General features: G+C 64.4%; 21 protein-coding genes. 13 read left to right on the top strand and 8 right to left on the bottom strand.

The window, feature by feature from the left end:
- Window positions 1–5 precede the first annotated feature (5 nt).
- The 10 genes from MPE_RS13785 to greB all read left to right on the top strand — a co-directional run bounded on the left by MPE_RS13785 (window position 6) and on the right by greB (window position 13235).
- Window positions 6–917, top strand: coding sequence for a polysaccharide biosynthesis tyrosine autokinase (locus MPE_RS13785; RefSeq protein WP_011830316.1), 912 nt, complete (start codon window positions 6–8; stop codon window positions 915–917).
- Between the two features lie 287 nt (window positions 918–1204).
- Window positions 1205–2320: a GDP-mannose 4,6-dehydratase gene (gmd, locus tag MPE_RS13780; RefSeq protein ID WP_011830315.1), complete on the top strand. Its 1116-nt coding sequence runs from the start codon at window positions 1205–1207 to the stop codon at window positions 2318–2320.
- Between the two features lie 11 nt (window positions 2321–2331).
- Window positions 2332–3312 (top strand): GDP-L-fucose synthase family protein, encoded by a 981-nt coding sequence (locus MPE_RS13775; RefSeq protein WP_011830314.1) that lies wholly within the window; start codon window positions 2332–2334, stop codon window positions 3310–3312.
- A gap of 60 nt (window positions 3313–3372) precedes the next feature.
- Window positions 3373–4818, top strand: coding sequence for a mannose-1-phosphate guanylyltransferase/mannose-6-phosphate isomerase (locus MPE_RS13770; RefSeq protein WP_011830313.1), 1446 nt, complete (start codon window positions 3373–3375; stop codon window positions 4816–4818).
- Window positions 4819–4919: 101 nt separating this feature from the next.
- On the top strand, window positions 4920–6623 hold the full coding sequence (locus tag MPE_RS13765) for an FAD-dependent oxidoreductase (protein ID WP_011830312.1): 1704 nt from the start codon (window positions 4920–4922) through the stop codon (window positions 6621–6623).
- A 109-nt stretch (window positions 6624–6732) separates the two neighbouring features.
- Window positions 6733–7995 (top strand): glycosyltransferase family 4 protein, encoded by a 1263-nt coding sequence (locus MPE_RS13760; RefSeq protein ID WP_041929693.1) that lies wholly within the window; start codon window positions 6733–6735, stop codon window positions 7993–7995.
- Window positions 7996–8036: 41 nt separating this feature from the next.
- Window positions 8037–9422: a hypothetical protein gene (locus MPE_RS13755; RefSeq protein ID WP_011830310.1), complete on the top strand. Its 1386-nt coding sequence runs from the start codon at window positions 8037–8039 to the stop codon at window positions 9420–9422.
- A 54-nt stretch (window positions 9423–9476) separates the two neighbouring features.
- Window positions 9477–10385, top strand: coding sequence for a glycosyltransferase family 2 protein (locus MPE_RS13750; protein WP_011830309.1), 909 nt, complete (start codon window positions 9477–9479; stop codon window positions 10383–10385).
- Window positions 10386–10434: 49 nt separating this feature from the next.
- The gene (gene asnB, locus MPE_RS13745) at window positions 10435–12300 is read left to right on the top strand and encodes an asparagine synthase (glutamine-hydrolyzing) (protein WP_011830308.1); all 1866 of its coding nucleotides are present in this window, start codon (window positions 10435–10437) and stop codon (window positions 12298–12300) included.
- A gap of 374 nt (window positions 12301–12674) precedes the next feature.
- The gene (greB, locus tag MPE_RS13740; RefSeq protein ID WP_036229178.1) at window positions 12675–13235 is read left to right on the top strand and encodes a transcription elongation factor GreB; all 561 of its coding nucleotides are present in this window, start codon (window positions 12675–12677) and stop codon (window positions 13233–13235) included.
- Between the two features lie 9 nt (window positions 13236–13244).
- Here greB and MPE_RS13735 read toward each other — a convergent pair whose 3' ends face one another.
- The 3 genes from MPE_RS13735 to MPE_RS13725 all read right to left on the bottom strand — a co-directional run bounded on the left by MPE_RS13735 (window position 13245) and on the right by MPE_RS13725 (window position 17768).
- Window positions 13245–14435 (bottom strand): CaiB/BaiF CoA transferase family protein, encoded by a 1191-nt coding sequence (locus MPE_RS13735; protein WP_041930177.1) that lies wholly within the window; start codon window positions 14433–14435, stop codon window positions 13245–13247.
- 62 nt (window positions 14436–14497) lie between these two features.
- On the bottom strand, window positions 14498–16729 hold the full coding sequence (locus MPE_RS13730; RefSeq protein ID WP_049820903.1) for a RelA/SpoT family protein: 2232 nt from the start codon (window positions 16727–16729) through the stop codon (window positions 14498–14500).
- A 139-nt stretch (window positions 16730–16868) separates the two neighbouring features.
- Window positions 16869–17768 carry an MBL fold metallo-hydrolase gene (locus tag MPE_RS13725; RefSeq protein ID WP_011830304.1) on the bottom strand — a complete coding sequence of 300 codons (900 nt, stop codon included), beginning with the start codon at window positions 17766–17768 and terminating at the stop codon, window positions 16869–16871.
- Between the two features lie 34 nt (window positions 17769–17802).
- Between MPE_RS13725 and MPE_RS13720 the strand changes: the two genes are divergently transcribed.
- The 3 genes from MPE_RS13720 to MPE_RS13710 are packed head-to-tail and all read left to right on the top strand — an operon-like array spanning window position 17803 to window position 19067.
- Window positions 17803–18180, top strand: a complete 378-nt coding sequence (locus MPE_RS13720; RefSeq protein WP_011830303.1) for an ArsR/SmtB family transcription factor — start codon at window positions 17803–17805, stop codon at window positions 18178–18180.
- Between the two features lie 3 nt (window positions 18181–18183).
- A complete protein-coding gene (locus MPE_RS13715; protein ID WP_011830302.1) occupies window positions 18184–18618 on the top strand; it encodes a YeeE/YedE family protein in 435 nt (144 codons plus the stop codon).
- 11 nt (window positions 18619–18629) lie between these two features.
- Window positions 18630–19067 (top strand): DUF6691 family protein, encoded by a 438-nt coding sequence (locus MPE_RS13710; RefSeq protein WP_011830301.1) that lies wholly within the window; start codon window positions 18630–18632, stop codon window positions 19065–19067.
- A gap of 63 nt (window positions 19068–19130) precedes the next feature.
- On the opposite strand, the gene rpoZ is transcribed toward MPE_RS13710, so the two are convergent.
- The 5 genes from rpoZ to MPE_RS13685 form a co-directional block, all read right to left on the bottom strand.
- On the bottom strand, window positions 19131–19334 hold the full coding sequence (gene rpoZ, locus MPE_RS13705; protein ID WP_011830300.1) for a DNA-directed RNA polymerase subunit omega: 204 nt from the start codon (window positions 19332–19334) through the stop codon (window positions 19131–19133).
- Between the two features lie 31 nt (window positions 19335–19365).
- Window positions 19366–19986: a guanylate kinase gene (gene gmk / locus MPE_RS13700; RefSeq protein WP_011830299.1), complete on the bottom strand. Its 621-nt coding sequence runs from the start codon at window positions 19984–19986 to the stop codon at window positions 19366–19368.
- A 205-nt stretch (window positions 19987–20191) separates the two neighbouring features.
- Window positions 20192–20791, bottom strand: a complete 600-nt coding sequence (locus MPE_RS13695) for a DUF6988 family protein (RefSeq protein WP_375136170.1) — start codon at window positions 20789–20791, stop codon at window positions 20192–20194.
- A gap of 131 nt (window positions 20792–20922) precedes the next feature.
- On the bottom strand, window positions 20923–21672 hold the full coding sequence (locus tag MPE_RS13690) for a hypothetical protein (protein WP_148210947.1): 750 nt from the start codon (window positions 21670–21672) through the stop codon (window positions 20923–20925).
- 8 nt (window positions 21673–21680) lie between these two features.
- Complete coding sequence (locus MPE_RS13685) at window positions 21681–22295, bottom strand: hypothetical protein (protein ID WP_011830297.1); 615 nt, start codon at window positions 22293–22295, stop codon at window positions 21681–21683.
- Between the last annotated feature and the right edge of the window lie 23 nt (window positions 22296–22318).

Raw genomic sequence — 22318 nt, 5'->3', positions numbered from 1 at the left:
TTGTGATGGCGAAATTTCGTGATTCCAGGCTTGCGGTTGTCGAGCAGACGACCGTCGAAGGAACGGTACCCACATCGTCCGTTCATGATCGAGCGCTGGGTGACATCCTTCAGCAAACCAAAAATCTGACGGCCGAACAGGTCGATCAGATCCTGGCCTTCCAGCGCGACAAGCGGCTTCGTTTCGGTGAAGCAGCCATTGCGCTGGGATTTGCGACTGATGAGGACATACTTTTCGCGCTGTCGCAGCAGTTTCACTATCACTACGCACCGGCGGAACAGCACCAGCTGAGTTCGGAGTTGGTGGTGGCGAATCGACCTTTTTCTCGCCAGGCGGAGCGGTTTCGAGCGATTCGAAGCCAGCTGATGATGCGTGTCTTTGGCGGGGAGCCGTCCAAGATGGCTCTAGCTGTCGTGAGCCCGGATTCGGGAGATGGGAAGACCTATTTCTCGGCTAATCTGGCGATCGCGCTGTCTCAGCTGGGTGGGCGGACACTGTTGGTCGATGCCGACCTGCGCGGCCCGCGTCAGCAAGGGTTGTTCGGTATTGAGAGCATGTCAGGGCTTTCGAGCGTTCTGTCCGGGCGCGCCGAAGCCAACGTGATTCAGCAGATCCCGGCGCTTCCCAGTCTGTATCTGCTGCCGGCGGGCGTGTTGCCGCCTAACCCTCTCGAACTGGTTGAGCGACCTGCCTTTGGATTGCTCGTCCGGGAATTGAAGAGCAAGTTCGATCACGTCATCGTCGACACGCCGGCAGCGGTCCATGGCTCCGATGCTTCGGTCATTGCGTCGCGCTGCGGCGCAGCACTGGTGGTGGCCCGCAAGGGGAAATCGCAGTTGCGTTCGTTGCAGGATCTCGTCGGCACGCTAGCCGATGGCGCCGGCCATGTGGCTGGGGTCATCATGAACGAGTTCTGACGGCACCGCAGATCACTGCAGGGCAGCTTGCGGGGCTTGGATGCCTCGACATCACAGGTGCCATGACGGTGATGAATTCACGGCACGGCCGTTGTAGTGTGCGGATTACCCCTAGGTGCGGGCTGACTGGGGGCTGATCGGATGGCATGCTTCGCTCCATACCGGTCAAGCGTTGGAGGCAGAGTGAGTGTGAACTCTACCGATCCTCGCGGACTTCATTCAGCGGGCTGTTCCCGGTGTGTTTGCGGGTGATTCGTCCGTTTCCTCGAATCTCAATTGACAGAACCATGAGCAAGAAAGCACTGATCACAGGCATTACCGGACAAGACGGTGCCTACCTGGCCGAACTTCTGCTGGAGAAGGGCTACGAGGTTCATGGGCTCAAGCGCCGGACTTCGCTGTTCAACACCGATCGGATCGATCACCTGTACCAGGATCCGCATGTCGATCACCAGCGCTTCAAGCTGCACTACGGTGATCTGACCGACAGTACGAATCTCATCCGGATCGTGCAGCAGGTGCAGCCGGACGAGATCTACAACCTTGCGGCAATGAGCCATGTCGCGGTCAGCTTCGATACGCCCGAGTACACCGCCAATGCCGACGGCATTGGAACTCTGCGCCTGCTGGAGGCGATCCGAATCCTCGGCCTAGAGAAGAAGACCCGCTTCTATCAGGCCAGCACGTCGGAGCTGTACGGGCTGGTGCAAGAGATTCCGCAGAAGGAGTCCACTCCTTTCTACCCGCGCAGTCCGTATGCCGTGGCCAAGCTCTACGGCTACTGGATCACCGTCAACTATCGGGAAGCGTACGGACTCTATGCCTGCAATGGCGTGCTCTTCAACCACGAAAGCCCCATCAGAGGCGAGACCTTCGTGACCCGCAAGATCACGCGCGCCATCGCTCGCATTGCGCTTGGTCTGCAGGAGTGCCTCTATCTCGGCAATCTGAGCGCCTTGCGTGACTGGGGTCATGCGCGCGACTACGTGCAGATGCAGTGGTTGATGCTGCAGCAGGAGCAGCCTGAGGACTTCGTCATCGCAACGGGCGTCCAGTACAGCGTTCGACAGTTCGTGGAGCGTGCCGCCGCCGAACTGGGCGTCACGATTCGCTTCGAGGGCGAGGGGGAACGCGAGATCGGTATCGTCGCTCGCGTCGAAGGCAACCGCGCCCGCTGCAAGCCGGGTGATGTGATCGTGCAGGTCGATCCGCGCTACTTCAGGCCTACGGAAGTGGAAACGCTGCTGGGCGATCCGACCAAGGCGAAGAACAAGCTCGGTTGGACGCCCACCACCACCTTCGAGGAACTGGTCCGCGAGATGATCGAATCGGACTACTCCGCGGCAAAGCGCGACAGTCTGGTCAAGCTGGCCGGCTTCCAGGCCTACGATCACCACGAGTAAGTAGCCGCCCCATGGACTTGAATGCGCGCATCTATGTGGCCGGGCACCGCGGCCTGGTTGGCTCCGCGCTGCTGCGTGATCTTCAGCGTCGCGGTTTCCGCAATCTGCTGGTTCGCACCCACCACGAACTGGATCTGACGGACCGGCAGGCCACCGAAGGTTTTTTTCGTACGGAGAAGCCGGAGTACGTCTTCCTGGCCGCGGCGAAGGTGGGCGGGATTGTGGCCAACGACAGCTACCCTGCGGATTTCATTCGTGACAACCTAGCGATTCAGACGCATGTGATCCATGCGGCTTGGCAGACTGGCGTGCGGCGCTTGATGTTCCTCGGTTCGAGTTGCATCTATCCACGCCTGGCTCCGCAGCCGATGAAAGAGAACTGCTTGCTGACCGGGCCGCTGGAGCCGACGAACCGAGCTTACGCACTCGCCAAGATTGCGGGCATCGAGATGTGCTGGAGCTACAACCGCCAGCACGGCACGCAATACCTGTCCGTGATGCCGACGAATCTGTATGGACCCGGTGATAACTATCACCCGCAAAACAGCCACGTCATCCCGGCCTTGCTGCGGAAGTTTCATGAGGCCAAGGTGCGAGGCGATGCCGAAGTGCCTGTCTGGGGGACCGGTACGCCGCGCCGCGAGTTCCTGTACAGCGAAGACATGGCCGATGCCTGCGTGCATCTGATGAGCCTCGACGACGCAAAGTTCAATCCCTTGCTCGGCAGCAACGAGAGCCTGACCGGGCGGTTCGAGCCACCTCTCGTCAACATCGGTGTTGGCGAGGACGTGACCATTCGAGAACTGGCTGAACTGGTGCAGGGTGTGACCGGCTTCCAAGGCGGTATCGCCTTCGACACCAGCAAGCCGGATGGCACTCCGCGCAAGTTGCTCGATGTGAGCTTGGCCGCTAGCGCTGGATGGAAGGCCCGTACGACGCTCCAGGAGGGCCTGCAACGGGCCTACCGGGATTTCATCGACAACGAGCAATGACAACGGCGCCGGTCGACTGGCCGCTAGTCCGGTCGGCACTGAACAACGATGAGTGAAGCAATGTCTAACACGATCTCCGTACAGCCGGTGGTGATGGCCGGAGGGTCGGGGACCAGGTTGTGGCCCCTATCGCGTGGGCAGTATCCGAAGCAGTTCCTGACCTTGTCCGGTGAGCACAGCCTCTTCCAGCAGGCGCTGCTTCGGCTGCACAATCTGGAAGGGCCTGGGCTGAGCCTGAGTGCGCCCCTGGTCGTGGGAAGCGATGATCATCGGTTCCTGATGCAGGACCAGGTGATCGCAGCCAGTCTCGGTGCGCCAACGCTGCTGTTGGAGCCGGTCGGTCGCAACACCGCTGCAGCGCTGACGCTCGCCGCTCTTCAAGCCGGCAGCGATGGATCGGACCCCGTGCTGGTGGTCAGCCCGGCGGACCAGACCGTGACGGATCCGGGCGCGTTTGCCTCGGCCTTGCGTCGCGCGGTCGAATGGGCAGCGCGAGGGGTCATTGTCGTGATCGGCGTCAAGCCGCAGCGGCCTGAAACAGGCTTTGGCTACATCAGGCTCGATACGTCCGATGCGCATTCCCGCGTAGCGGAGTTTGTCGAGAAGCCCGATGCGGAAACGGCAACCCGGTACGTCGACAGCGGCGACTATTTCTGGAATGCCGGACTGTTCGTGGTCCGTGCGTCCGATTGGCTTCGTGCCATCGAATCGTTCCGGCCCGACATCGCGGCCGCGACACATGCGGCCTGGGCGGCGCGGCGCGTCGACGGGCCATTCATTCGACCAGACCGGGCGTTGTTCGAGGTCATTCCTGCCGAGTCGGTCGATTATGCGGTCATGGAGAAGTGCCCGAAGAGCGATATCGACATCCGCATGGTCGGCCTCGATGCCGGATGGTCCGATCTCGGCGCCTGGGATGCTGTGTGGCAGCTGGGACACAAGGATGGTGCAGGCAATGTGTCCGATGGCGATGCCATCATTGAAGATTGCCGCGATACCCTGGTCCATGCCACGAGCCGATTGGTGAGCGTGGTCGGCGTCGACAACGTGGTCGTCGTCGAAACGCCAGATGCCATTCTGGTTGCCGATCGTGGCCGCAGCCAGGACGTCCGCAAGATCGTTTCCCGACTCGAAGGGGGCGGGCGCAGCGAACACATCCTGCATCGCCGCGTGCACCGCCCCTGGGGTTGGTACGACAGTGTGGATGCCGGACCGCGCTTTCAGGTCAAGCGCATTCTCGTCAAGCCCGGCGCGACGCTCAGCCTGCAGATGCATCACCACCGTGCCGAGCATTGGATTGTCGTGTCCGGAACGGCAGAGGTCACCTGCGGCGACAGCAAGCGATTGCTGACCGAGAACCAGAGCACCTACATCCCCTTGGGGGAGACGCATCGGCTGGCGAATCCCGGGTCGATCCCGCTCGAGATCATCGAGGTGCAGTCCGGCAGTTATCTTGGGGAGGATGACATCGTGAGGTTCGAGGACTCTTACGGTCGTGCGAAGTGATGCGGAGGTCCCCGCGTGCTTTGTCGACAGTCGACTGTGCCCGATGAAACTCGACACACCTTTCGTCTGGGTCGCGAACCTTGAACATGGAGTGAAATGACATGTTGTGCGATGCACGGCAGGTGAATGAAGGTCAGGTACTGCAGTCCACGGTCTGCATTATCGGCGCGGGCCCGGCCGGTCTGACGATGGCGCTCGAGTTCGAGCGTCATGGGATCGACACCATCGTTCTCGAGAGTGGCGGTTTCAAGCCCGATCCCGCGACGATGGATCTCTACCGTGGCGAGAACGTCGGTATTCCCTACGAGTTCGGAGATGGTTTCCGCAGCCGCTTTCTCGGCGGCGGGAGCAATTGCTGGGGCGGATGGTGTCGGCCGCTCGATGTCGAGGATCTCCAACCTCGTTCATGGGTGCCGCACAGCGGCTGGCCGATTGATCGTGAAGAGTTGATGCCGTTCTATGAGCGAGCGCACTCCGTCCTCAGCCTTGGCCCCTCCAACTTCGAGATGGATTACTGGGTCAAGGCGATCAACCGTCGCGACGTCCGCCGCATGCCGTTGCCCACCGGTCGCGTGGAGGACAGCATGTCCCAGTTCAGCCGCCCGACCCGATTCGGCAAGCATTACCGCGGCGAGCTCAAGCGGGCGAGACACATCAAGGTTTTCCTCTATGCGAACGTAACGGACATCGAGACCGAGTCGACCGGTCAGACCGTGAAGCGGGTCCATGTGCAGACTGTCACGGGTAAGAAGCTCAGCGTCGAGGCTCGCCAGTTCGTGCTGGCCACAGGTGGCATCGAGAATGCTCGTGTGCTGCTTGCCTGCAACAAGCAGCACACGAACGGTCTGGGGAATGCCAACGACTTGGTCGGGCGCTTCTTCATGGAGCATCCCCGCCTCTACCTGCACAAGGTCCGATTCCGGCCGGCGTGGCTGCGCAACAAGCTCTACGATATCAAGTTCCACTATCTGAACCGAGCAGTTTCAGCACACGGGACGCACGTCGCGGCCCAGATGGCCGTCACGCCCGAAACTCAGCGACGCGAAGGATTGCTCAACGCGCGCATCTGGTTCCACTCGATCTTCCCTGGCGAAGGCACCGATGCAGCGGCCGCGATTGTTCGCATGAAGCACCGGTTGCATTCGAAGGTCGATCCGCAGCATGGATTCTGGGGCGACTTGGCCACTATGGCAAAGCAGCCGCTCGACAGTCTCAACTTCATCGCGGCGCGCCAGGTGCCGGAATGGATCACTCGCGAGCTTCAGTTCCACGCGATCAAGGAAGCCCAGTTCCAGATGATCTGCGAACCGACGCCCAATCCCGACAGCCGCATCTCGTTGTCCGACCAGAAGGACGCATTGGGCATGCCGCGGGTCAAGGTCGATTGGCGGCTCGATGAGCAGGTCAAGCGCACGTTCGATCGATCGCTGGAGATCATTGCCGACGAACTCGGCACGGCCGGCATTGCCGATGTCGCCTTCGATCGGCCATTGCAGGGCAATCCCTGGCCTGCCAACATCGAAGGCACGTGGCACCACATGGGGACTACGCGGATGCACGAGTCCCCCAAGCAAGGCGTAGTCGACCCCGACAGCCGGATCCACGGGATGTCCAACATGTACGTGGCCGGCAGTTCGGTGTTTCCGACGGCCGGGGCTAATTTCCCGACGTTCACGCTCGTCGCACTCAGCTTGCGGCTCGCTGATCACCTCGTTGCTCAGTTGGGTGCGCCGGATGCCTCGACAAGTACTGGTGAGTCCACGGCAGCGGTGTCGACTCAGTCTGTCCTGCAGGAGTCAGTGTGAGCATGCGATGCCGCCACGAGGCGGCCGAGGTCACGCCGTCTTTTCCGCGCAACTGCCTTTTGGCGGGGGGAGAACCGCAGTGTCGACGCTGCCAACGGGAGGCCGCTCCGTGCGCATCGCGATCGTAGGGCCGTTCACCGGTTCGTCTCTGGCGTCATCGTTCAGCTTTCCCGCCGGGACGCACCTGCCTGACGGCTATCTGGGTGCGCCGCTGATGGCGGCCTATGCGCGTGCGCTGGTCAACCGCGGGCATACCGTTGCTGCGGTCACAACGGACAAGTCAAGCTTTCCCGCAGCCGCGCGCAGTCCGTCCTTCAAGGTCTTCGATGGCCTGGGCCTGCGGGCCTACTTCTGCCCTGAGCGCATCAAGGGCTTCCGCTATTCGAACGGCCACGTCGGTAAGGCGCTCGACCTGTTCTCGTTCGAGCGGCGCGGCATGATGGCGGCCATCGCGGACTTCGCGCCGGATGTGGTCCATGCGCACTGGACCTACGAGTTCGCCTGGGCGGCGCTCGACAGCGGCTATCCGACGGTCGTGACGGCACACGATTCTCCGTGGAAGGTGCTGCGGTTGATGCCGGATCTCTACCGGGCATTGCGCTTCGGCATGGCGCGGCGCGTGATTCCGCGTTGCCGCTATCTGACGGCCGTATCCGCCGACCTCGCTGTTGACGTGCAGAAATTCACTCGCACCCCGGTCGCCGTCGTCGCGAACCCGATAGCTGACGATGTGATGGCCTCGCGGGGATGCACCGCGGAGTCGTTCGATTCGCAAACGCTGGTGATGGTGCTCAATGGCTGGGACGCTTGGAAGAACGGCGCTGCGGCGCTGCGTGCGTTCGCGATCGCCCGCCGCGCGAATCCGGCATTGCGGATGGTGTGCTTCGGCTGGCATTGGGAGCCCGAAGGGGTGGCGCAGCAATGGGCTCGAAGCAACGGCATAGACGCCGGCATCGATTTCCGTGGCGCCGTGCCGCACGCTTCCATCCTGAGCCAGATGCAGGCGGGTGCGGTGCTGCTTCATCCTTCGAGGCTGGAGGCCTGCTCGATGACGATCGCCGAGGCACTCAGCGTCGGACTGCCTGTGATCGCCGGCCGGATGACCGCTGGCGTGCCATGGCAACTGAACGATGGAAAGGCCGGTGTGCTGGTCGATGTGAACGACCCGGAATCGATGGCGCGGGCTGTCCTCGATCTAACCACCGATCCCAAGCGATGGGCCGGTTTTTCTGCAGCGGGGCGAGCGCGAGCTCGCAGCCTCTTCGCAGCCGATCGGGTTGTCGATCAATACATGCTCCAGTACGAGGCTGCGTGCGCGGCTTCGGTGGTCTCGGCCCCTCACGGTGCACGTGCGCGCCAGACCGTCGGTTGACGATGGCCGATGAGCGATGAAGGTCGGTGTAGAGAACTGCCATGGGTGACCTGTCCGATCTGCTGTTGCCATCGGCGTTTGCGGTCGTGGCCGCACCCCTGGTGCTGGGCGCGGTGATTGCCATCGTCTGGTTCTTCATCGCCTCCAGCAACAAGCGCATCCTCGGGATGGCGTATGTGCTGATGATCTTTGCGTTCGATCTTTTCACGCACTATCCGCGGCCCTATCTCAATCTGGGCGGGCTGCAAGCCTACCCGGCGGACATTCTCGTCCTCGTTTTGATGGTCGTGGTGGTGCTCGAGTCGTTCAAGCGGCCGCTCCCGCTCCAGGGGCCCTTGCTGTTGTGGCTGGCACTGGGAGGACTGCTGTTCGCGTCGTTGACGCTGGGCTTGTCGCAGTACGGGAAGTCGGCCGGCACGGAGGCGCGCGACTACGTGTACTACTGGTGCGTCGGCCTCTATGCCTGTACCTGCGACTTCGACGATGGGGAGATGAAGAAGATCGCGAAGTGGGCAACGTGGTGCGCCTATGGGTTGATCGTGATCGCCATCTACCGCTGGGTCGGCCTGGCGCTCGGGTTCGTGCCGCGAAGCTTCGTGCTCGATATCGGGATAACGAGCGTCTTCCGCGCATTGCCCTCAGAGGCAGCGTTCTTCCTGGCGGCAGCAGCATTGGTGCATGGCATGGCCTGGCTGCGTGGCACCGGCACTCCCCGCAGCGGCTTGCATGCGCTGATCTTCGCCGCCATCGTCCTGGTGCTGCAGCATCGCTCCGTGTGGCTGGCTACCGTGGCGGCGGGGGCTTATCTTCTGGTCCAGGAGCGAAAACATCTGCCGCGCCAGTTCCCGTGGTTGCTCGGCTTCGTGCTGGTGGCGGGCATCGGTACGGGCATCGCGGCGACCTTCGGCTACCTCGATCCGCTGTTCGACGCGCTGGACGCTTCCCTGTCATCGGTGACCGCTTCGCGCAGCACAGTGACCGACCGGATGTTCGGCTGGGAGTCTCTGCTGGACGAATGGGCCAACTCCTCGACGAAAACTCTGTTGTTCGGTTTTCCGTACGGCCACGGCTGGCACCGATTCGTCGACGGAAAGATCGCTGAATACTCGCCGCACAACTTCTACGTCGACATGCTCTTGCGTGTCGGCGTGGTGGGCCTCGGCCTGCTCGTGCTGGCGACGCTGATCGCCTTGGTGTACAGCCTGCTCGGCCGGGTCGAGTCCGAGTCCGAGTACCTGCAGATACGCGGGTTTGGTCTGATCCTCATCGCGTCGGTGGTCTATTACGTGCCGTATTCCGCTTCCTACACACATGGCGCTGTGACCGGACTGGCGTTGGCGCAGATCATGCATCGCTCGAGACGGCGGCGACGGCAGGCCAAGTTCACGAACGCTCGGCCGACCGCCTACGTGAAACGAAGCGTCTAGCAATTCCCTGCGCGTGTGCCCCGCTTGTCCCTGCCGACCCCCCCGACCGCTCCGATGACATCTGCAAAGGCCTCCGACTCCCTTCAGACTTCTGCAGCGACGCCATCAGTCAGGGTCGTCGGCGTCCTCACGTGCTTCAACCGCAAGCCGATGACGCTCGCATGTCTGGAGGCGCTTCACGCGTCTGCCAACGAAGCGAACGTCGAGCTGCAGATGATCGTCGTGGACGATGCAAGCTCAGACGGCACCGCCGCCGCGGTCCGAGCCGGCTTCCCGGAGGTGGAGGTGATCGACGGTTCGGGGGCGCTGTTCTGGAACCGGGGCATGCACGAGGGCTATGGCTTGGCGATGCAGCGGCCGGCCGATTACTACTTGTGGATCAACGACGACAGCCACCTGGTGCCTGATGCGATCGGGAGGCTCCTGCGGCAGTCCGTGCAATTGCGGCAGGAGCAGGGCAAGCCGGTCATCATCGTCGGTGCGATGGCAGAGCGTGGCAGCGGGCGGATCACCTACGGCGGACGTGTCGCCGGCAGCTCCCTGCGGCGCTTCAACTACCAGATGGTCTGGAGCCCCACCGAACCGATGCGCTGCGACGTGATCGAGGGCAACTGCGTGCTGATTCCACGCGAGATTGCGCTGCGCGTGGGTAATCTGGACCCTGTGTTCGAGCACGCGATGGGCGATACGGACTACGGGTTGCGCGCCGGACGTGCAGGGTTCGGGTGCTTTGTCAGCGCCGGCGTTATTGGCTACTGTTCCGACAATCCGGTGAGCGGCACCCATTCCGACACCTCCCTGCCGTTGCGCAAGCGATGGCGCTTGCTGCTCGGGCGCAAGGGTCTGCCTGTCCGCTCCTGGCTGCATTTCACACGTCGCCATGGCGGACCTCTCTGGCCCCTGTATTTCTCGTGGCCCTATGCCCGACTGCTCTGGTCGGGCCTTCGAGGCTCGCGGGCCTGAGCGGCCGGCTCAGGTGACTCTCTAATCCTGCATCGTCAAAGGCGAACACATGTGCGGCATTTTTGGTTACGTCGGCCAACTCGATCGAGGGAAGGCCGAGCAGTGTCTGAACACCATGGTCCACCGCGGCCCCGACGGTTGGGGGATGTGGATCGAGGAGGGGGTGACGCTCGGACACCGGCGACTGTCGATCCTCGACCTGTCCGAGAACGGCAAGCAGCCAATGAGCTTCGGCGAAGGCCGCTACTGGATCACTTTTAACGGCGAAATCTACAACTTCATCGAGATCCGTAGCGAATTGCAGGCGCTGGGGCACGTCTTCCGCACCGAATCGGACACGGAAGTCATCCTCGCGGCCTATCAGCAATGGGGCGAAGCCTGCATGCTGCGCTTCAACGGCATGTGGTCGTTCGCGATCTGGGATCGTGTCGAGAAGAGCCTCTTCCTGTCGCGCGATCGCTTCGGCAAGAAACCGCTGTTCTTCGCGGAACTGCCGAACGGGGACTTTGCGTTTGCCTCCGAGATGAAGGCGCTGCTGCCGTTGCTGCCGACGGTGGAGCCCGACGACGCGCTCATCAAGGGCATGACGCTACGGTCATCATTCGCCTACGAGGCGACGGAGCGTTGCCTGATCAAGGGCGTCAAGCGATTGCTGGCTGGGCATTGCGGCAAGGTCGTGCGGGGGCGTGTGCAGAGCCGGCGCTGGTGGAACACGCTGGACCATATCCCGACCATCCCCTCGTCTTATGGCGAGCAGGTCGAGATGATGCGCGAGCTTTTCCTTGACGCCTGTCGTATCCGCATGCGCAGCGACGTCACCATCGGCACGGCGCTCTCCGGGGGGCTGGACTCAAGTTCAGTGTTGTCGGCGCTGGCGCATATCAACCGAACCCGCGGCGGCGAAAGCCGCTTGTCGGCCGACTGGCAACATGCCTTCGTCGCTTCCTTCCCCGGCACGCCGCTGGACGAGGCCAACTATGCGCAACGCGTGGCTGAGCACGCGGGCATCAAGGCGGAGATCCTGCCGATCGATCCGACCCGGCACATCGATCAACTGCAGAACATGCTCTATCTGTACGAGGACATGACAGTTACGAGTCCTATCCCGTTCATGTCGCTCTACGGCCGCATCAAGCAAGGGGGTGTCACGGTCACCCTGGACGGCCATGCGGCCGATGAGTTGTTCGGCGGCTACAGCAATGACTGGGCATACGCGCTACTCGATGCAGGCACCGACCGGCAACAGATCAACGAAGTGCTCGATCTCTACGAGCACAACGTTCCCGACAACTCGACCCAGTTCCGCAAGCCCTCGAGCCGTCTGGCTTCTTACGCTAAGCACATGGGTAGCGCGATGGCCAAGCACGCGCTGGGCATGCACACCAACCTGGGCCGTGAGTACACCGACCATCCCCGTTGGAAAGAACTGGATCACCTGAGCCGCGCGCTGTTCTGGCAGACCCACTCCTTCGTGCTGCCCTCCATCCTGCGTAGCTACGATCGCTACGGTATGGCCGCATCGATCGAGATCCGCATGCCGTTCCTGGACTGGCGGATCGCGACCTTTGCCTTCGCACTGCCGTGGACATCGAAGATTCGCGGCGGCTACTCGAAGGCGATCATCCGCGACGCCATCGCGCCGTTCATGCCACACGAGATCGCCTACCGTCGCAACAAGATCGGCTTCAATTCCCCGATCGTCGACTGGATGCGGGGCCCGCTGCGTGGCTTCTTCCTCGACACGGTGAACTCCACCGCCTTCAAGCAGTGCGGCCTGGTAGACGCGGAGCGCGCCACCAAACTCGTTCACCGTGTCATGCACGACCCGAAGGCGACGTTCAAGTCGGGCGAGCAGGCATGGTGGAGCGTGCTGCCCTTCCTGTGGTCCAACGCCATGATCTCGCGACCGGCATGACCGTCATAAGCCGGATCCCGGTAGTGATAGGTCGAACCATATCTCCGGGTGGAATGTCCGCTGCGGGTCTGGATGGAAGGCTCAGAGTTTCTCGTTATTGAGATGGTCGATGCCGAGGTTCACGCGTCACTGCGCGTCCGGGCGGTGATGCAGCCGAACATCAGTCTCGAAGTGGTGGTTGAATTCTTGGCAAGTGAAGCCGTTGGTGTCGGAGTTGGCCGACTGTGCCTGTTGCGTCATCAGTGTGCAGTTCGCGAGCAGACTGACGCGCCCTGCGGGGCGTGCGGCTGGCGATGGAGGTGGTGCAGGGAAGGCATTTTCAACCGAATGTCCGGGCTTGCTCATTCCGCGGCGACGCGCGTGAGAATGATGGCATGAGCAAGGCCTTCACGAAGGAAAGCGACGCGCCTGACGAGGACGACGAGCTCGAGCTGCCCGCCTTGCCGGCCGGCAGCAAGAACTACATCACGCCGGCGGGCTTCGCCCGCTTGCGGGCCGAGTTGATGCAACTGCTCGACGACGAACGTCCCAAGGTGGTCGAGACCGTGTCCTGGGCCGCGAAGAACGGCGACCGCTCCGAGAACGGCGACTACCTCTATGGCAAGAAGCGGCTGCGCGAGATCGACCGCCGCATCCGCTTCCTGACGAAGCGACTCGAGATCGCCGAGGTGGCCGACCCCAGCGTGCATCGAGGCAGCGACCAGGTGTTCTTCGGCGCGACCGTCACCTACGCGGCCCCCGACGGCGTCGAGCGCACGATCACGATCAAGGGCATCGACGAGGCCGACAACCTGCAGGCCGAGGTGAGCTGGATCTCGCCGGTGGCGCGGGCACTGTTGAAGGCGCGTGTGGGCGACGAGGTCACGCTGCTCACGCCGCAGGGGCCGCAGACGATCGAGGTGATCGAGGTGCGCTACCCACCCCGACCGGCTTGACCGCCGGCGTCAGCCCACGATCTTGCGCGCGCGGAGCGCGGCGATCGCCACGTCGTCGTGACCCAGTTCGTGCAGCACGGTATCGCTGTGCTCGCCGAGCCGGGGCGCGCGGCGGTGCACCGCACCCGGCGTGGCCGACAGCCGCGGCACGATGCCGGGCACCGCGATCGTGCCTCCCGCCAGTGCGGGGATGCGCTCGATGTTGCCGCGCGCTTGGTAGTGCGCGTCGGTCGCCAGGTCGGCGATCGTGTAGAGGCGACTCGCCGGCACGTCGGCGGCCGCCATGGCGGCCAGCACGTCGTCGAGTGTTCGCTGCGCGGTCCACGCGCCGATCGCGGTGTCCAGTTCAGCGGCTCGCGCGGCGCGGCCATCGTTGCGCGCCAGCGCCGGGTCGTCGGCCAGATCGGGCCGGTCGATCGCGGCCATCAGCCGGCGGAAGATGCTGTCGCCGTTGCCGGCCACCAGCACGAAGCGACCGTCGCCGCAGGGGTAGGCATTCGACGGTGCGATACCGGGCAGCGCGCCGCCGGCCGGCTGCCGCACCTCGCCGAACGCGTCGTACTCGGGCAGCAGGCTCTCGGTCAGGTTGAACATGGCCTCGTAGAGCGCCAGGTCGATCATCTGTCCGGTGCCGCCGCGCGCATCGCGACCGTACAGCGCCAGCAGCACGCCCATCGCGCCGTGCAGCCCGGCCACGGTGTCGCCGAGCGACACGCCGGCCCGCACCGGTGCACGGCCCGGTTCGGCATTCAGGTGGCGCAGGCCGGCAAAGGCCTCGCCCACCGCCGCGAAGCCTGGCTCGCCCGCCCGGGGCCCGGTCTGGCCGAAGCCAGACAGGCGCAGCATGATCAGCCGCGGATTCAGCGCATGCAGTGCTTCCCAGCCCAGGCCCCAGGCCTCGAGCGTGCCCGGTCGGAAGTTCTCGATCAGCACGTCCGCGTCGGCCAGCAGCTCGCGCACCAGTGCCTGGCCTTCGGGCTGGCGCAGGTCGATCGCCACCGACTCCTTGTTGCGAGACTGCGCATCCCACCACACCGAGTTGCCCTCGCGCAGCTTGCGCCACTTGCGCAGCGGATCGCCGCCGCCCGGCGGCTCGATCTTGACGACCCGTGCGCCGAAATCGGCCAGCGTCTTGGCCGCGAAGGGGCCGGCGATCAGTTGGCCGAGTTCGACCACCTTGATGCCTTCGAGGATCTGCATCGTTTGCTCCCGTTCGTGCGACGCGCGCATTCTGCCCACCCGCGCGGGCGCTGGCCGCGTTCTCAGGGCTTGACGCGCGCCACGCGCAATACCGACGGCGAACGCTTCAACGCCCGCAGGGTGTCGGCCAGGTGCAGCCGGTCACGTACCGCAAGCAGCAGGCGCAGTTCGGTCGTCTCGGTGGCGCGCTCATCGCCCATGTCGATGTGCACGATGTCGGCCTCGGCGCCGCTCACCGCCGTGGCGATCTGCGCCAGCACACCCTTGCCGTTGTGGACCAGCACCGTCACCGCTGTCTCGAAGCTGCGCTGCGGAGCCTCGGACCACTCCACCGTGATCCACGGTTCGCTGTCCCGCCCGAACAGGCGCTTGGCAGTGCTGCACTCGCCGGTGTGCACCATCAGGCCCTCGCCACGCCCCAGGTAGCCGACGATCGAGTCACCGGGTACCGGCCGACAGCATTCGGCCAACTGCACGGTCGCACCTTCGCTGCCATCGATGACCACGGTGCCTTGAGAGGGTGCTCCATCATCGGCACCGTAGCGGCCCATCGTCAGGGTCAGCGCATCGGGCCGCGCGCCACGCTCGGCCAGCAGCGCGGCCATGCGCTTGGCGACGATGGTCGGGATCTTCTTGCCCAGGCCGATCTCGGTCAGCAGCTCGTCGCGTTTCTTGGTGCCGCTCCAGCGCAGCAGGGCCTGCCACAGCGCACCGTCGGCGCCGGCCGAGGTCTCGTCGCCGGCAGGCAGGGACAGGCCTTCGGCACGGATCGCCTGCGCCAGCAGTTTCTGCCCGAGTTGCAGGGACTCCTCTGCCTCCATGTTCTTCAGGTAGTGCCGGATGCGCGAGCGCGCGCGGCCAGTGCGCACGAAGTTCAACCAGGCCGGGTTGGGGCGGGCGCCCGGTGCGGTGACGATCTCGATCGCGTCGCCGCTGCGCAGCGCGGTGCGCAGCGGCGCGGGCTCGCCGTTGATCTTGGCGGCGATGCAGTGGTCACCGACATCGCTGTGGATCGCATAGGCGAAGTCCACCGGGGTGGCGCCCTTCGGCAGCGCGAGGATCTTGCTCTTCGGGGTGAAAACGTAGACCGAGTCGGGGAACAGGTCGATCTTGACATGCTCCAGGAACTCAGCCGAGTCGCGTGTCTCGTCCTGGATGTCGAGCAGCGACTGCAGCCACATCGCGCCGATGTTCTGGGCGTCGGCGCTGCCTCGGGTCTTGTACATCCAGTGCGCCGCGATGCCCTTCTCGGCCACCATGTGCATCGGCGCCGTGCGGATCTGGAATTCGACCGAAGTACCGAGTGGGCTGACCAGCGTGGTGTGCAGCGATTGGTAACCGTTGGCCTTGGGGATCGCGATGTAGTCCTTGAAGCGGCCCGGCACCGGCTTGTAGAGCTGGTGCAGCACACCCAGCGCAAGGTAGCACTCGGGCAGCGTGTTGACGACGATGCGAAAGCCGAAGATGTCGCTGACCTGGGCGAAGCTCAGGCGCTTCTCGTCCATCTTGTTGTAGATGGAGAAGATGGTTTTCTCGCGGCCCGACACCTGCACCGCGAGCTTGGCCTCCTTGAAGGCCTTCACCACATCGCGCTGCACGCGCTCGACGATGTCGCGCCGGTTGCCCCTGGCGCGCAGCACCGCCTTGCTGAGCGCGGCATGGCGCCACGGGCGCAGCTGCTGGAACGAGAGTTCCTGCAGCTGCCGATAGGTCTCGTTCAGGCCCAGCCGATGGGCGATCGGTGCGTAGATCTCGATCGTCTCGCGCGCGATGCGTTCGCGCTTGACCGGCAGCATCGCATCGATCGTGCGCATGTTGTGCAGCCGGTCGGCCAGCTTCACCAGGATCACGCGCACATCGCGTGCCATCGCCAGCAGCATCTTGCGGAAGCTCTCCGCCTGCGACTCTTCTCGGGTGCTGAACTGCAGCTTGTCGAGCTTGGTGAGGCCGTCGACCAGATCGGCCGTCGGCGCGCCGAAGCGCTCGATCAGCTCAGCCTTGCCGATGCCGCAGTCTTCCATCGCGTCGTGCATCAGCGCGGCCATGATGGCCTGTGCGTCGAGCTTCCAATCGGCACACAGGCCGGCGACCGCGATCGGGTGCGTGATGTAGGGTTCGCCGCTGGCGCGGAACTGGCCGAGGTGGGCCTCGTCGGCAAACTTGTAGGCCTCGCGCACGCGCTTGATGTCGGCCGCGTCGAGGTAGGACAGCTTGTGCGTCAGCGCGGCAAAAGATGCTGCCTCGGCATCGCTGGTGGCCGCGTCCTGCTCGGCCACGGCACTGCCGCCGAGCATGAACGACGGCAACGCCTGACTCAGCTTTTTGCGGACGGCAAGTACGGCACGAGAGGGCATGGGCTCATGGTAGCGCGCTCGCCGAGCCGGACTGCAGCGAACGCGGAACGACCCTGCCGAACGACGGGCGCCGGCCGGGTCAGCGCGGGTTCGGTTCGCGTGCGTGCTTCGTCGCCAGCACGTTGAGCGGGATCTTCAGATAACTGACACCATCGCTTTCCGCTGGCGGGAGCTGCCCGGCGCGTACGTTGACCTGCAGCGAGGGCAGGATCAGCGCGGGCACCTCGAGTTGCGCGTCGCGTGCGGTGCGCATGGCCACGAACTCGGTCTCGCCAATGCCATCGTGGACGTGGATGTTGCGGGCTCGTTGATCGGCGACCGTCGTCTCCCAGCGCGGCGGGCGGTTCGGCGGCGGATAGTCGTGGCAGACGTACATCACGGTGTCTGGCGGCAGATCGAGCAGGCGGCGCATGGAGCGGTAGAGCTGGTGTGCGTCACCCCCGGGAAAGTCGGCTCGGGCGCTGCCCACGTCGGGCATGAACAGCGTGTCGCCCACGAACACCTGGCCGTCGACGAGGTAGGCCATGTCGGCCGGGGTATGGCCCGGAACGAGCAAGGCAGTGGCTTCCACCTCACCGATCCGGAACGTCTCGCCGTCGCGGAACAGGTGGTCGAACTGGCTGCCGTCGGGCAGGAAGCTGCGCTCGAGGTTGTAGATCTTCTTGAAGACAGCCTGCACTGCTCGGATGTTCTCGCCGATGGCGATGCGCCCGCCGACGCGCCCCTGCAGATAGCGGGCCGCGGACAGGTGGTCCGCGTGGGCATGGGTCTCGAGGATCCAGTCCACCTGCAACTGCTGTTCAGCCAGGCAGGCCAGCACCGCATCGGCCGAGCCGGTGCTGGTGCGGCCCGCCTTGAACTCGAAATCCAGCAGGGGGTCGATCACCGCGGCGCGTCGCGTCGCCGTGTCCCACACGACGTAGGTGACCGTGCCGGTCAGGGGATCGTAGAAGGCGCGGGTCGCGGTTCGCTTGCTCATGGGCGGGCCTTGTTTCAGGGGTTCAGATGCTCTGTTGATTTATAGTATATTTATTTATATATTGATATCAAGTCCAATCCTGGAGCGCTTCGTGAAGTCCACCTCCACTGCCATCGACCCCGGCGCGCTGCGCGGTGCCGCTGCGCGCGCCGTCGGGGCTCTCAAGCTGCTGGCGAACGAGGATCGGCTGCTGCTGTTGTGCCAGCTGTCGCAGGGCGAGCGCTGCGTCAGCGAGTTGGAGGAGCAACTCGCCATCCGCCAGCCGACGCTGTCGCAACAGCTCGGCGTCCTGCGCGCCGAGGGCGTGGTCAGCACGCGGCGACAAGGAAAGCACATCTTCTACAGCGTCGCGGATCCCGCGATGCTCGAGATCCTGGCGGTGCTCTACCGCCTCTACTGTCCCGAGGAATGAGCCGTGAACATCGACTGGAATGCCTACACCCCGTGGTCCGCGCTCGCCGGCGGCCTGCTGATCGGACTGGCCGCGGCGGCCTTCGTGCTGCTGAACGGCAGGATCGCCGGCATCAGCGGCATCGTCGGGGGCCTGCTGCGACCCGTCTGGGGCGATGCGGCTTGGCGCGTCGCCTTCGTGGCCGGCCTGATCGGCGCACCGTTCGTCTACCTGCTGTTCGCCGCGCTGCCAAAGGCGCAGATCGACGCGGGTTTCGGCACGCTCGTCGTGGCCGGCGTGCTGGTCGGGGCCGGCAGCCGCTACGGCTCGGGATGCACGAGCGGCCACGGCATCTGCGGTCTGTCGCGGCTGTCGCCGCGCTCGCTCGTCGCCACGGCGACGTTCATGGCCGCGGGTTTTGCCACCGTGTTCGCGGTCCGCCACGTGTTCGGTTTCTGAGGAGCGTCGCCATGCTGATCTTCACGTCCCTGCTGGCCGGCCTGCTGTTCGGCCTGGGCCTCATCGTCGCCGGCATGACCAATCCGGCCAAGGTGATCGGTTTCCTGAACCTCGCCGGCCCGTGGGATCCGTCGCTGGCCTTCGTGATGGCCGGAGCGATCGCCGTGGGAACGGTGGCGTTCCTCGTCGCGCGCCGCCGCACCGTGTCCCTGCTGGGGGCTGCGATGCAATTGCCCGCGGCCCGCGACATCGATCGCCGGCTGGTGCTGGGCAGCCTGGTGTTCGGCGTAGGCTGGGGCCTGGCCGGGTTCTGCCCCGGTCCCGGACTGGTCGCCTTGGGCATGGGCGAGTTCAAGGCGCTGGTGTTCGTGGCGGCGATGCTCGTCGGCATGGGCGCGTTCGAGCTGTTGGAGCGGCGCCGGCGCATCACCGCAACCGGCGTCGCCTGAGGCGGGGCCGCCAAAATGACGACGGCCCGCCGAGGCGGGCCGTTCGCGAGCGGGCGTGAGGCTTTAGACCGGCACCTTGCGCAGCATCTCCAGGCCCACATGGCCTTCGGCGATCTCGCGCAGCGCGGTCACGCCGGGCTTGTTCTTGCTCTCGACCTTGGGCGCATGGCCCTGGCTCAGCATGCGAGCCCGGTAGGTGGCTGCCAGCACGAGCTGGAAGCGGTTCGGGATCTTGGTCAGGCAGTCTTCGACGGTGATGCGGGCCATGGACGGTGCTCCGGGGAGGGTGTGAAGGGAATCAGTCCAGGTGCAGAGCCCGGAACACGGCCGCCTTGCTGCGGCGCAGACGAGAGTATTTTAGCCGCTGCGCGTGGACGATGGCTTTCAGGTCGAACAAGGCCGTCTCGAACACCGCGTTGATGACCACGTAGTCGAAGTGCTTTGCCTGGGCCACCTCGAGGCGGGCGTTGGCCATCCGGGTCTCGATGACCGGCGGCGGGTCCTCGCCGCGGCGCTGCAGGCGCTGGAGCAGTTCGTCCCAGCTCGGCGGCAGGATGAAGATCAGCACGGCGTTCGGGAACAGCCGCTTGATCTGCAGCGCGCCCTGCCAATCGATCTCCAGCACGACGTCCTCGCCATCCTGCAATCGCTGTTCGATCGCGATGCGCGACGTTCCGTACAGGTTGCCGTGCACCTCCGCCCATTCGAAGAACGCGCCCTCCATGACCATGTCGCGAAAGGTCGGCTCCTCGATGAAATGGTATTCGCGTCCCTCGACCTCCTGCCCGCGCGGCGGCCGGGTGGTGTGCGAAATAGAGACCGCGAGGTGCGAGTCCAGTTCGAGCAGCGCCTTGACCAGGCTCGATTTGCCGGCCCCGCTGGGGGCCGCAACGACGAAGAGGTTGCCAGGGGTGTCCATCGGGTGTCAGGGCCTCATTCGATGTTCTGCACCTGCTCAGGGAGATCGGCCGGGAAGGCGCATGGATGCTGGGTTTCCCGGTTCGAGGTCGCTGGCGGGTACACGTGTGGGTACACAGGAATTGGGGGCTGGAGCCGGTGTCGGCTCCGCACAACAGACTGTGCCATGAGATCTGCCCCGGCGGCTGGTTGATTGGACCCATGCATCAAGTTTCGGGCCTGGCCGCAGGCGCGATCAGCGGTGGCAGGCAGTCGGCAAAGCGCGGCTGAATCTTGCTCATGCGCTTGGCCAGGGCCTCGTCACCCGAGAGGATGGCCAGCAGCATGCCGGCCATCGTGTACAGCCCATTGGAGCTACGCACCACGTTGGCAAGCAGTTCGACCGGATAGCCCGTCAGGCCGCGCTGGATGGCGTGGATGCCACCGTGCACGAAAGAGTGCAGGGCCGGCGCATTCACGTCTTTGAAGTGAGTGAGCATTTCGACCGCGCCGTGGGGCGCTTTGCCGACGATCTCGTCGAGCATCGCCTTGGCCATTGGCAGCTTGGCTGCGGCCTTCTCGGCGGCGGCATCGAGTGTGGCGACCAGGCGGTCGATCTGCTCGTCAGACGCGGCGTACAACAGCCACACAGCCCGCGTCAGGGCCTCGTGCTGAAGCCGCATCATGCTGATGCCGGCGGTAGGGAGTGGCTGCGCGAGCAATACCCGAAGAGCGGTTCCATGCTCCAGCGAAGTTTGCGCGGCCGAAAGAGCGACAAGCGTTCGAGGGCTGTCGTCGAACAGTTGCAGTGCGTCCCCACCCAGCATGCGGTTCACCTCGGCTTCCAGGTCCCGCGAGCGGTCCAGGAGACGCCCCAGTTCGCCAAAGCCTGTGTCTCTCACTGAGCGCTCCTCCAGCCTACTCATGTCGATGGTTGGCGTGTCGATCAGCGAAGTCCCTACAGTTCCAGGGAAGCGATGGTTTCCTCGACGTTGGCCGCCTGACCGCTTCGCCTTGCCCGGGCAATGACGATCGATCGATTGCCCGCCAGGCCCTCCTGGACGAGCTGGGCCACTCGCGCAGATGACACCGATCGGGTACCTATCCAACCGTCCCGCACGAGGTCTGCGAAAAGCGTGTTGCTGAGATGCCGGCCACAGTTCTCGAAGGTGATCTGACGGCCTCCTCGCGGGCCCAATGAGGCTGGATCTGCCAGGACGGACTCGATGTGCTCTCGCGACAGGTACATACCGGGCAGGAGGGCCTCGGAGAGCACTTCCAACTGGATCCGGGAACAGAACTTGAAGAAGAACCCATCGCCGTGCAGGCGGTATGCCGACACCCCATCGGTTGGGGTCCACCGATCGGCAAAGGCTTGGCGAAAACCGACCATCCGAGCCAGTTCCACGTCGAAGCGCGCATCCGGCCTGTACACGGCCGTTCTCTCGGGATTGTCGTCCTCGCGCTCCATCGACTTGTACTGGACCATGGTCCACGCATCGAACTCCTCGTGGTAGTACAGCAGGTCAACGCCCAGAGCATGCTCAACCGACGAGCGGTTGACGTTGAAGACTTCCAGCTTTCGCCCGCCCGTCGAGAAGACCGCACCCAGCAACGTCGTGCGTCGTCCCTCCGCCTGCGGGAAGGACGCGGCATCGCGGGCGATCAATTGGTCTTCGATCGTCCGGACGCCTGCCAGGCCGTCCAAGAAGGAAGTCAAGTTGTCCCCAGCTGGCGCCGTCCACCCTTGCAATGTCGCTTTGCGCAGCCGCCCCGTCTGATCGAAAACGTCGAGCGCGACGCCCGTAGCATCGCGCTCCTGCGCCACGACCTCGGTGCCCGGCCGCATGATGCGCTCACGGCTTTGCTCTCGCAGGCGCTCCAGCCGTTCAACGGCTTCCAGGGAGGCTGGCCGACGGCCACCTCGGCGTCGTAGCCCGCCTTCAGGTGGTCGAGCCGGGTGCCGGCTTTCAGCAGCTTGCGCAGCATGTAGGCGATGAAGGCGATCGCCGCCAGGGCGTAGACCGGCGCCAGGTGCGCCATCTGCGGCAGGCCGCGCAGATGGCTCTGCGCGAGGAACAGCGCCAGCGCCAGCAGCGGCACCACCATCAACAGCACGAGGTCCCAGGTCAGATCGTTGTGGGCCTCGTCGAGCTGTTCCCGCAGCGAGTGGCCTGGGCCACGCAGCAGCGCGATGCCGATGGGAGAGCGGCGGCTTTGCCGCGCCTTCGCCTTCCTGCGAATCAGGACGAAGAGGGCCGCGGCAGGCCCGGCGAAGCAGGCGACGAGGACGCCAAGGACGATGGCGACCTGGTTGGTGATCTCTCCCATGGATCCGTCTTTCCTGCGGCTGC

The organism is Methylibium petroleiphilum PM1 (genome assembly GCF_000015725.1).
In the GTDB taxonomy this organism is placed as follows: Bacteria; Pseudomonadota; Gammaproteobacteria; order Burkholderiales; family Burkholderiaceae_C; genus Methylibium; species Methylibium petroleiphilum.
This window is presented reverse-complemented; position numbering and strand designations above follow the sequence as displayed.

Coding starts and splice junctions, on each gene's coding strand:
- MPE_RS13730 (WP_049820903.1), bottom strand. CDS start 16,729: ATGCTCGGCGGCAGTGCCGTGGCCGAGCAGGACGCGGCCACCAGCGAT.
- MPE_RS13750 (WP_011830309.1), top strand. CDS start 9,477: ATGACATCTGCAAAGGCCTCCGACTCCCTTCAGACTTCTGCAGCGACG.
- MPE_RS13710 (WP_011830301.1), top strand. CDS start 18,630: ATGCTGATCTTCACGTCCCTGCTGGCCGGCCTGCTGTTCGGCCTGGGC.
- MPE_RS13685 (WP_011830297.1), bottom strand. CDS start 22,295: ATGGGAGAGATCACCAACCAGGTCGCCATCGTCCTTGGCGTCCTCGTC.
- MPE_RS13725 (WP_011830304.1), bottom strand. CDS start 17,768: ATGAGCAAGCGAACCGCGACCCGCGCCTTCTACGATCCCCTGACCGGC.
- rpoZ (WP_011830300.1), bottom strand. CDS start 19,334: ATGGCCCGCATCACCGTCGAAGACTGCCTGACCAAGATCCCGAACCGC.
- MPE_RS13755 (WP_011830310.1), top strand. CDS start 8,037: ATGGGTGACCTGTCCGATCTGCTGTTGCCATCGGCGTTTGCGGTCGTG.
- gmd (WP_011830315.1), top strand. CDS start 1,205: ATGAGCAAGAAAGCACTGATCACAGGCATTACCGGACAAGACGGTGCC.
- greB (WP_036229178.1), top strand. CDS start 12,675: ATGAGCAAGGCCTTCACGAAGGAAAGCGACGCGCCTGACGAGGACGAC.
- MPE_RS13765 (WP_011830312.1), top strand. CDS start 4,920: ATGTTGTGCGATGCACGGCAGGTGAATGAAGGTCAGGTACTGCAGTCC.
- MPE_RS13695 (WP_375136170.1), bottom strand. CDS start 20,791: ATGCTGGGTGGGGACGCACTGCAACTGTTCGACGACAGCCCTCGAACG.
- asnB (WP_011830308.1), top strand. CDS start 10,435: ATGTGCGGCATTTTTGGTTACGTCGGCCAACTCGATCGAGGGAAGGCC.
- MPE_RS13785 (WP_011830316.1), top strand. CDS start 6: ATGGCGAAATTTCGTGATTCCAGGCTTGCGGTTGTCGAGCAGACGACC.
- MPE_RS13770 (WP_011830313.1), top strand. CDS start 3,373: ATGTCTAACACGATCTCCGTACAGCCGGTGGTGATGGCCGGAGGGTCG.
- MPE_RS13775 (WP_011830314.1), top strand. CDS start 2,332: ATGGACTTGAATGCGCGCATCTATGTGGCCGGGCACCGCGGCCTGGTT.
- gmk (WP_011830299.1), bottom strand. CDS start 19,986: ATGGACACCCCTGGCAACCTCTTCGTCGTTGCGGCCCCCAGCGGGGCC.
- MPE_RS13735 (WP_041930177.1), bottom strand. CDS start 14,435: ATGCAGATCCTCGAAGGCATCAAGGTGGTCGAACTCGGCCAACTGATC.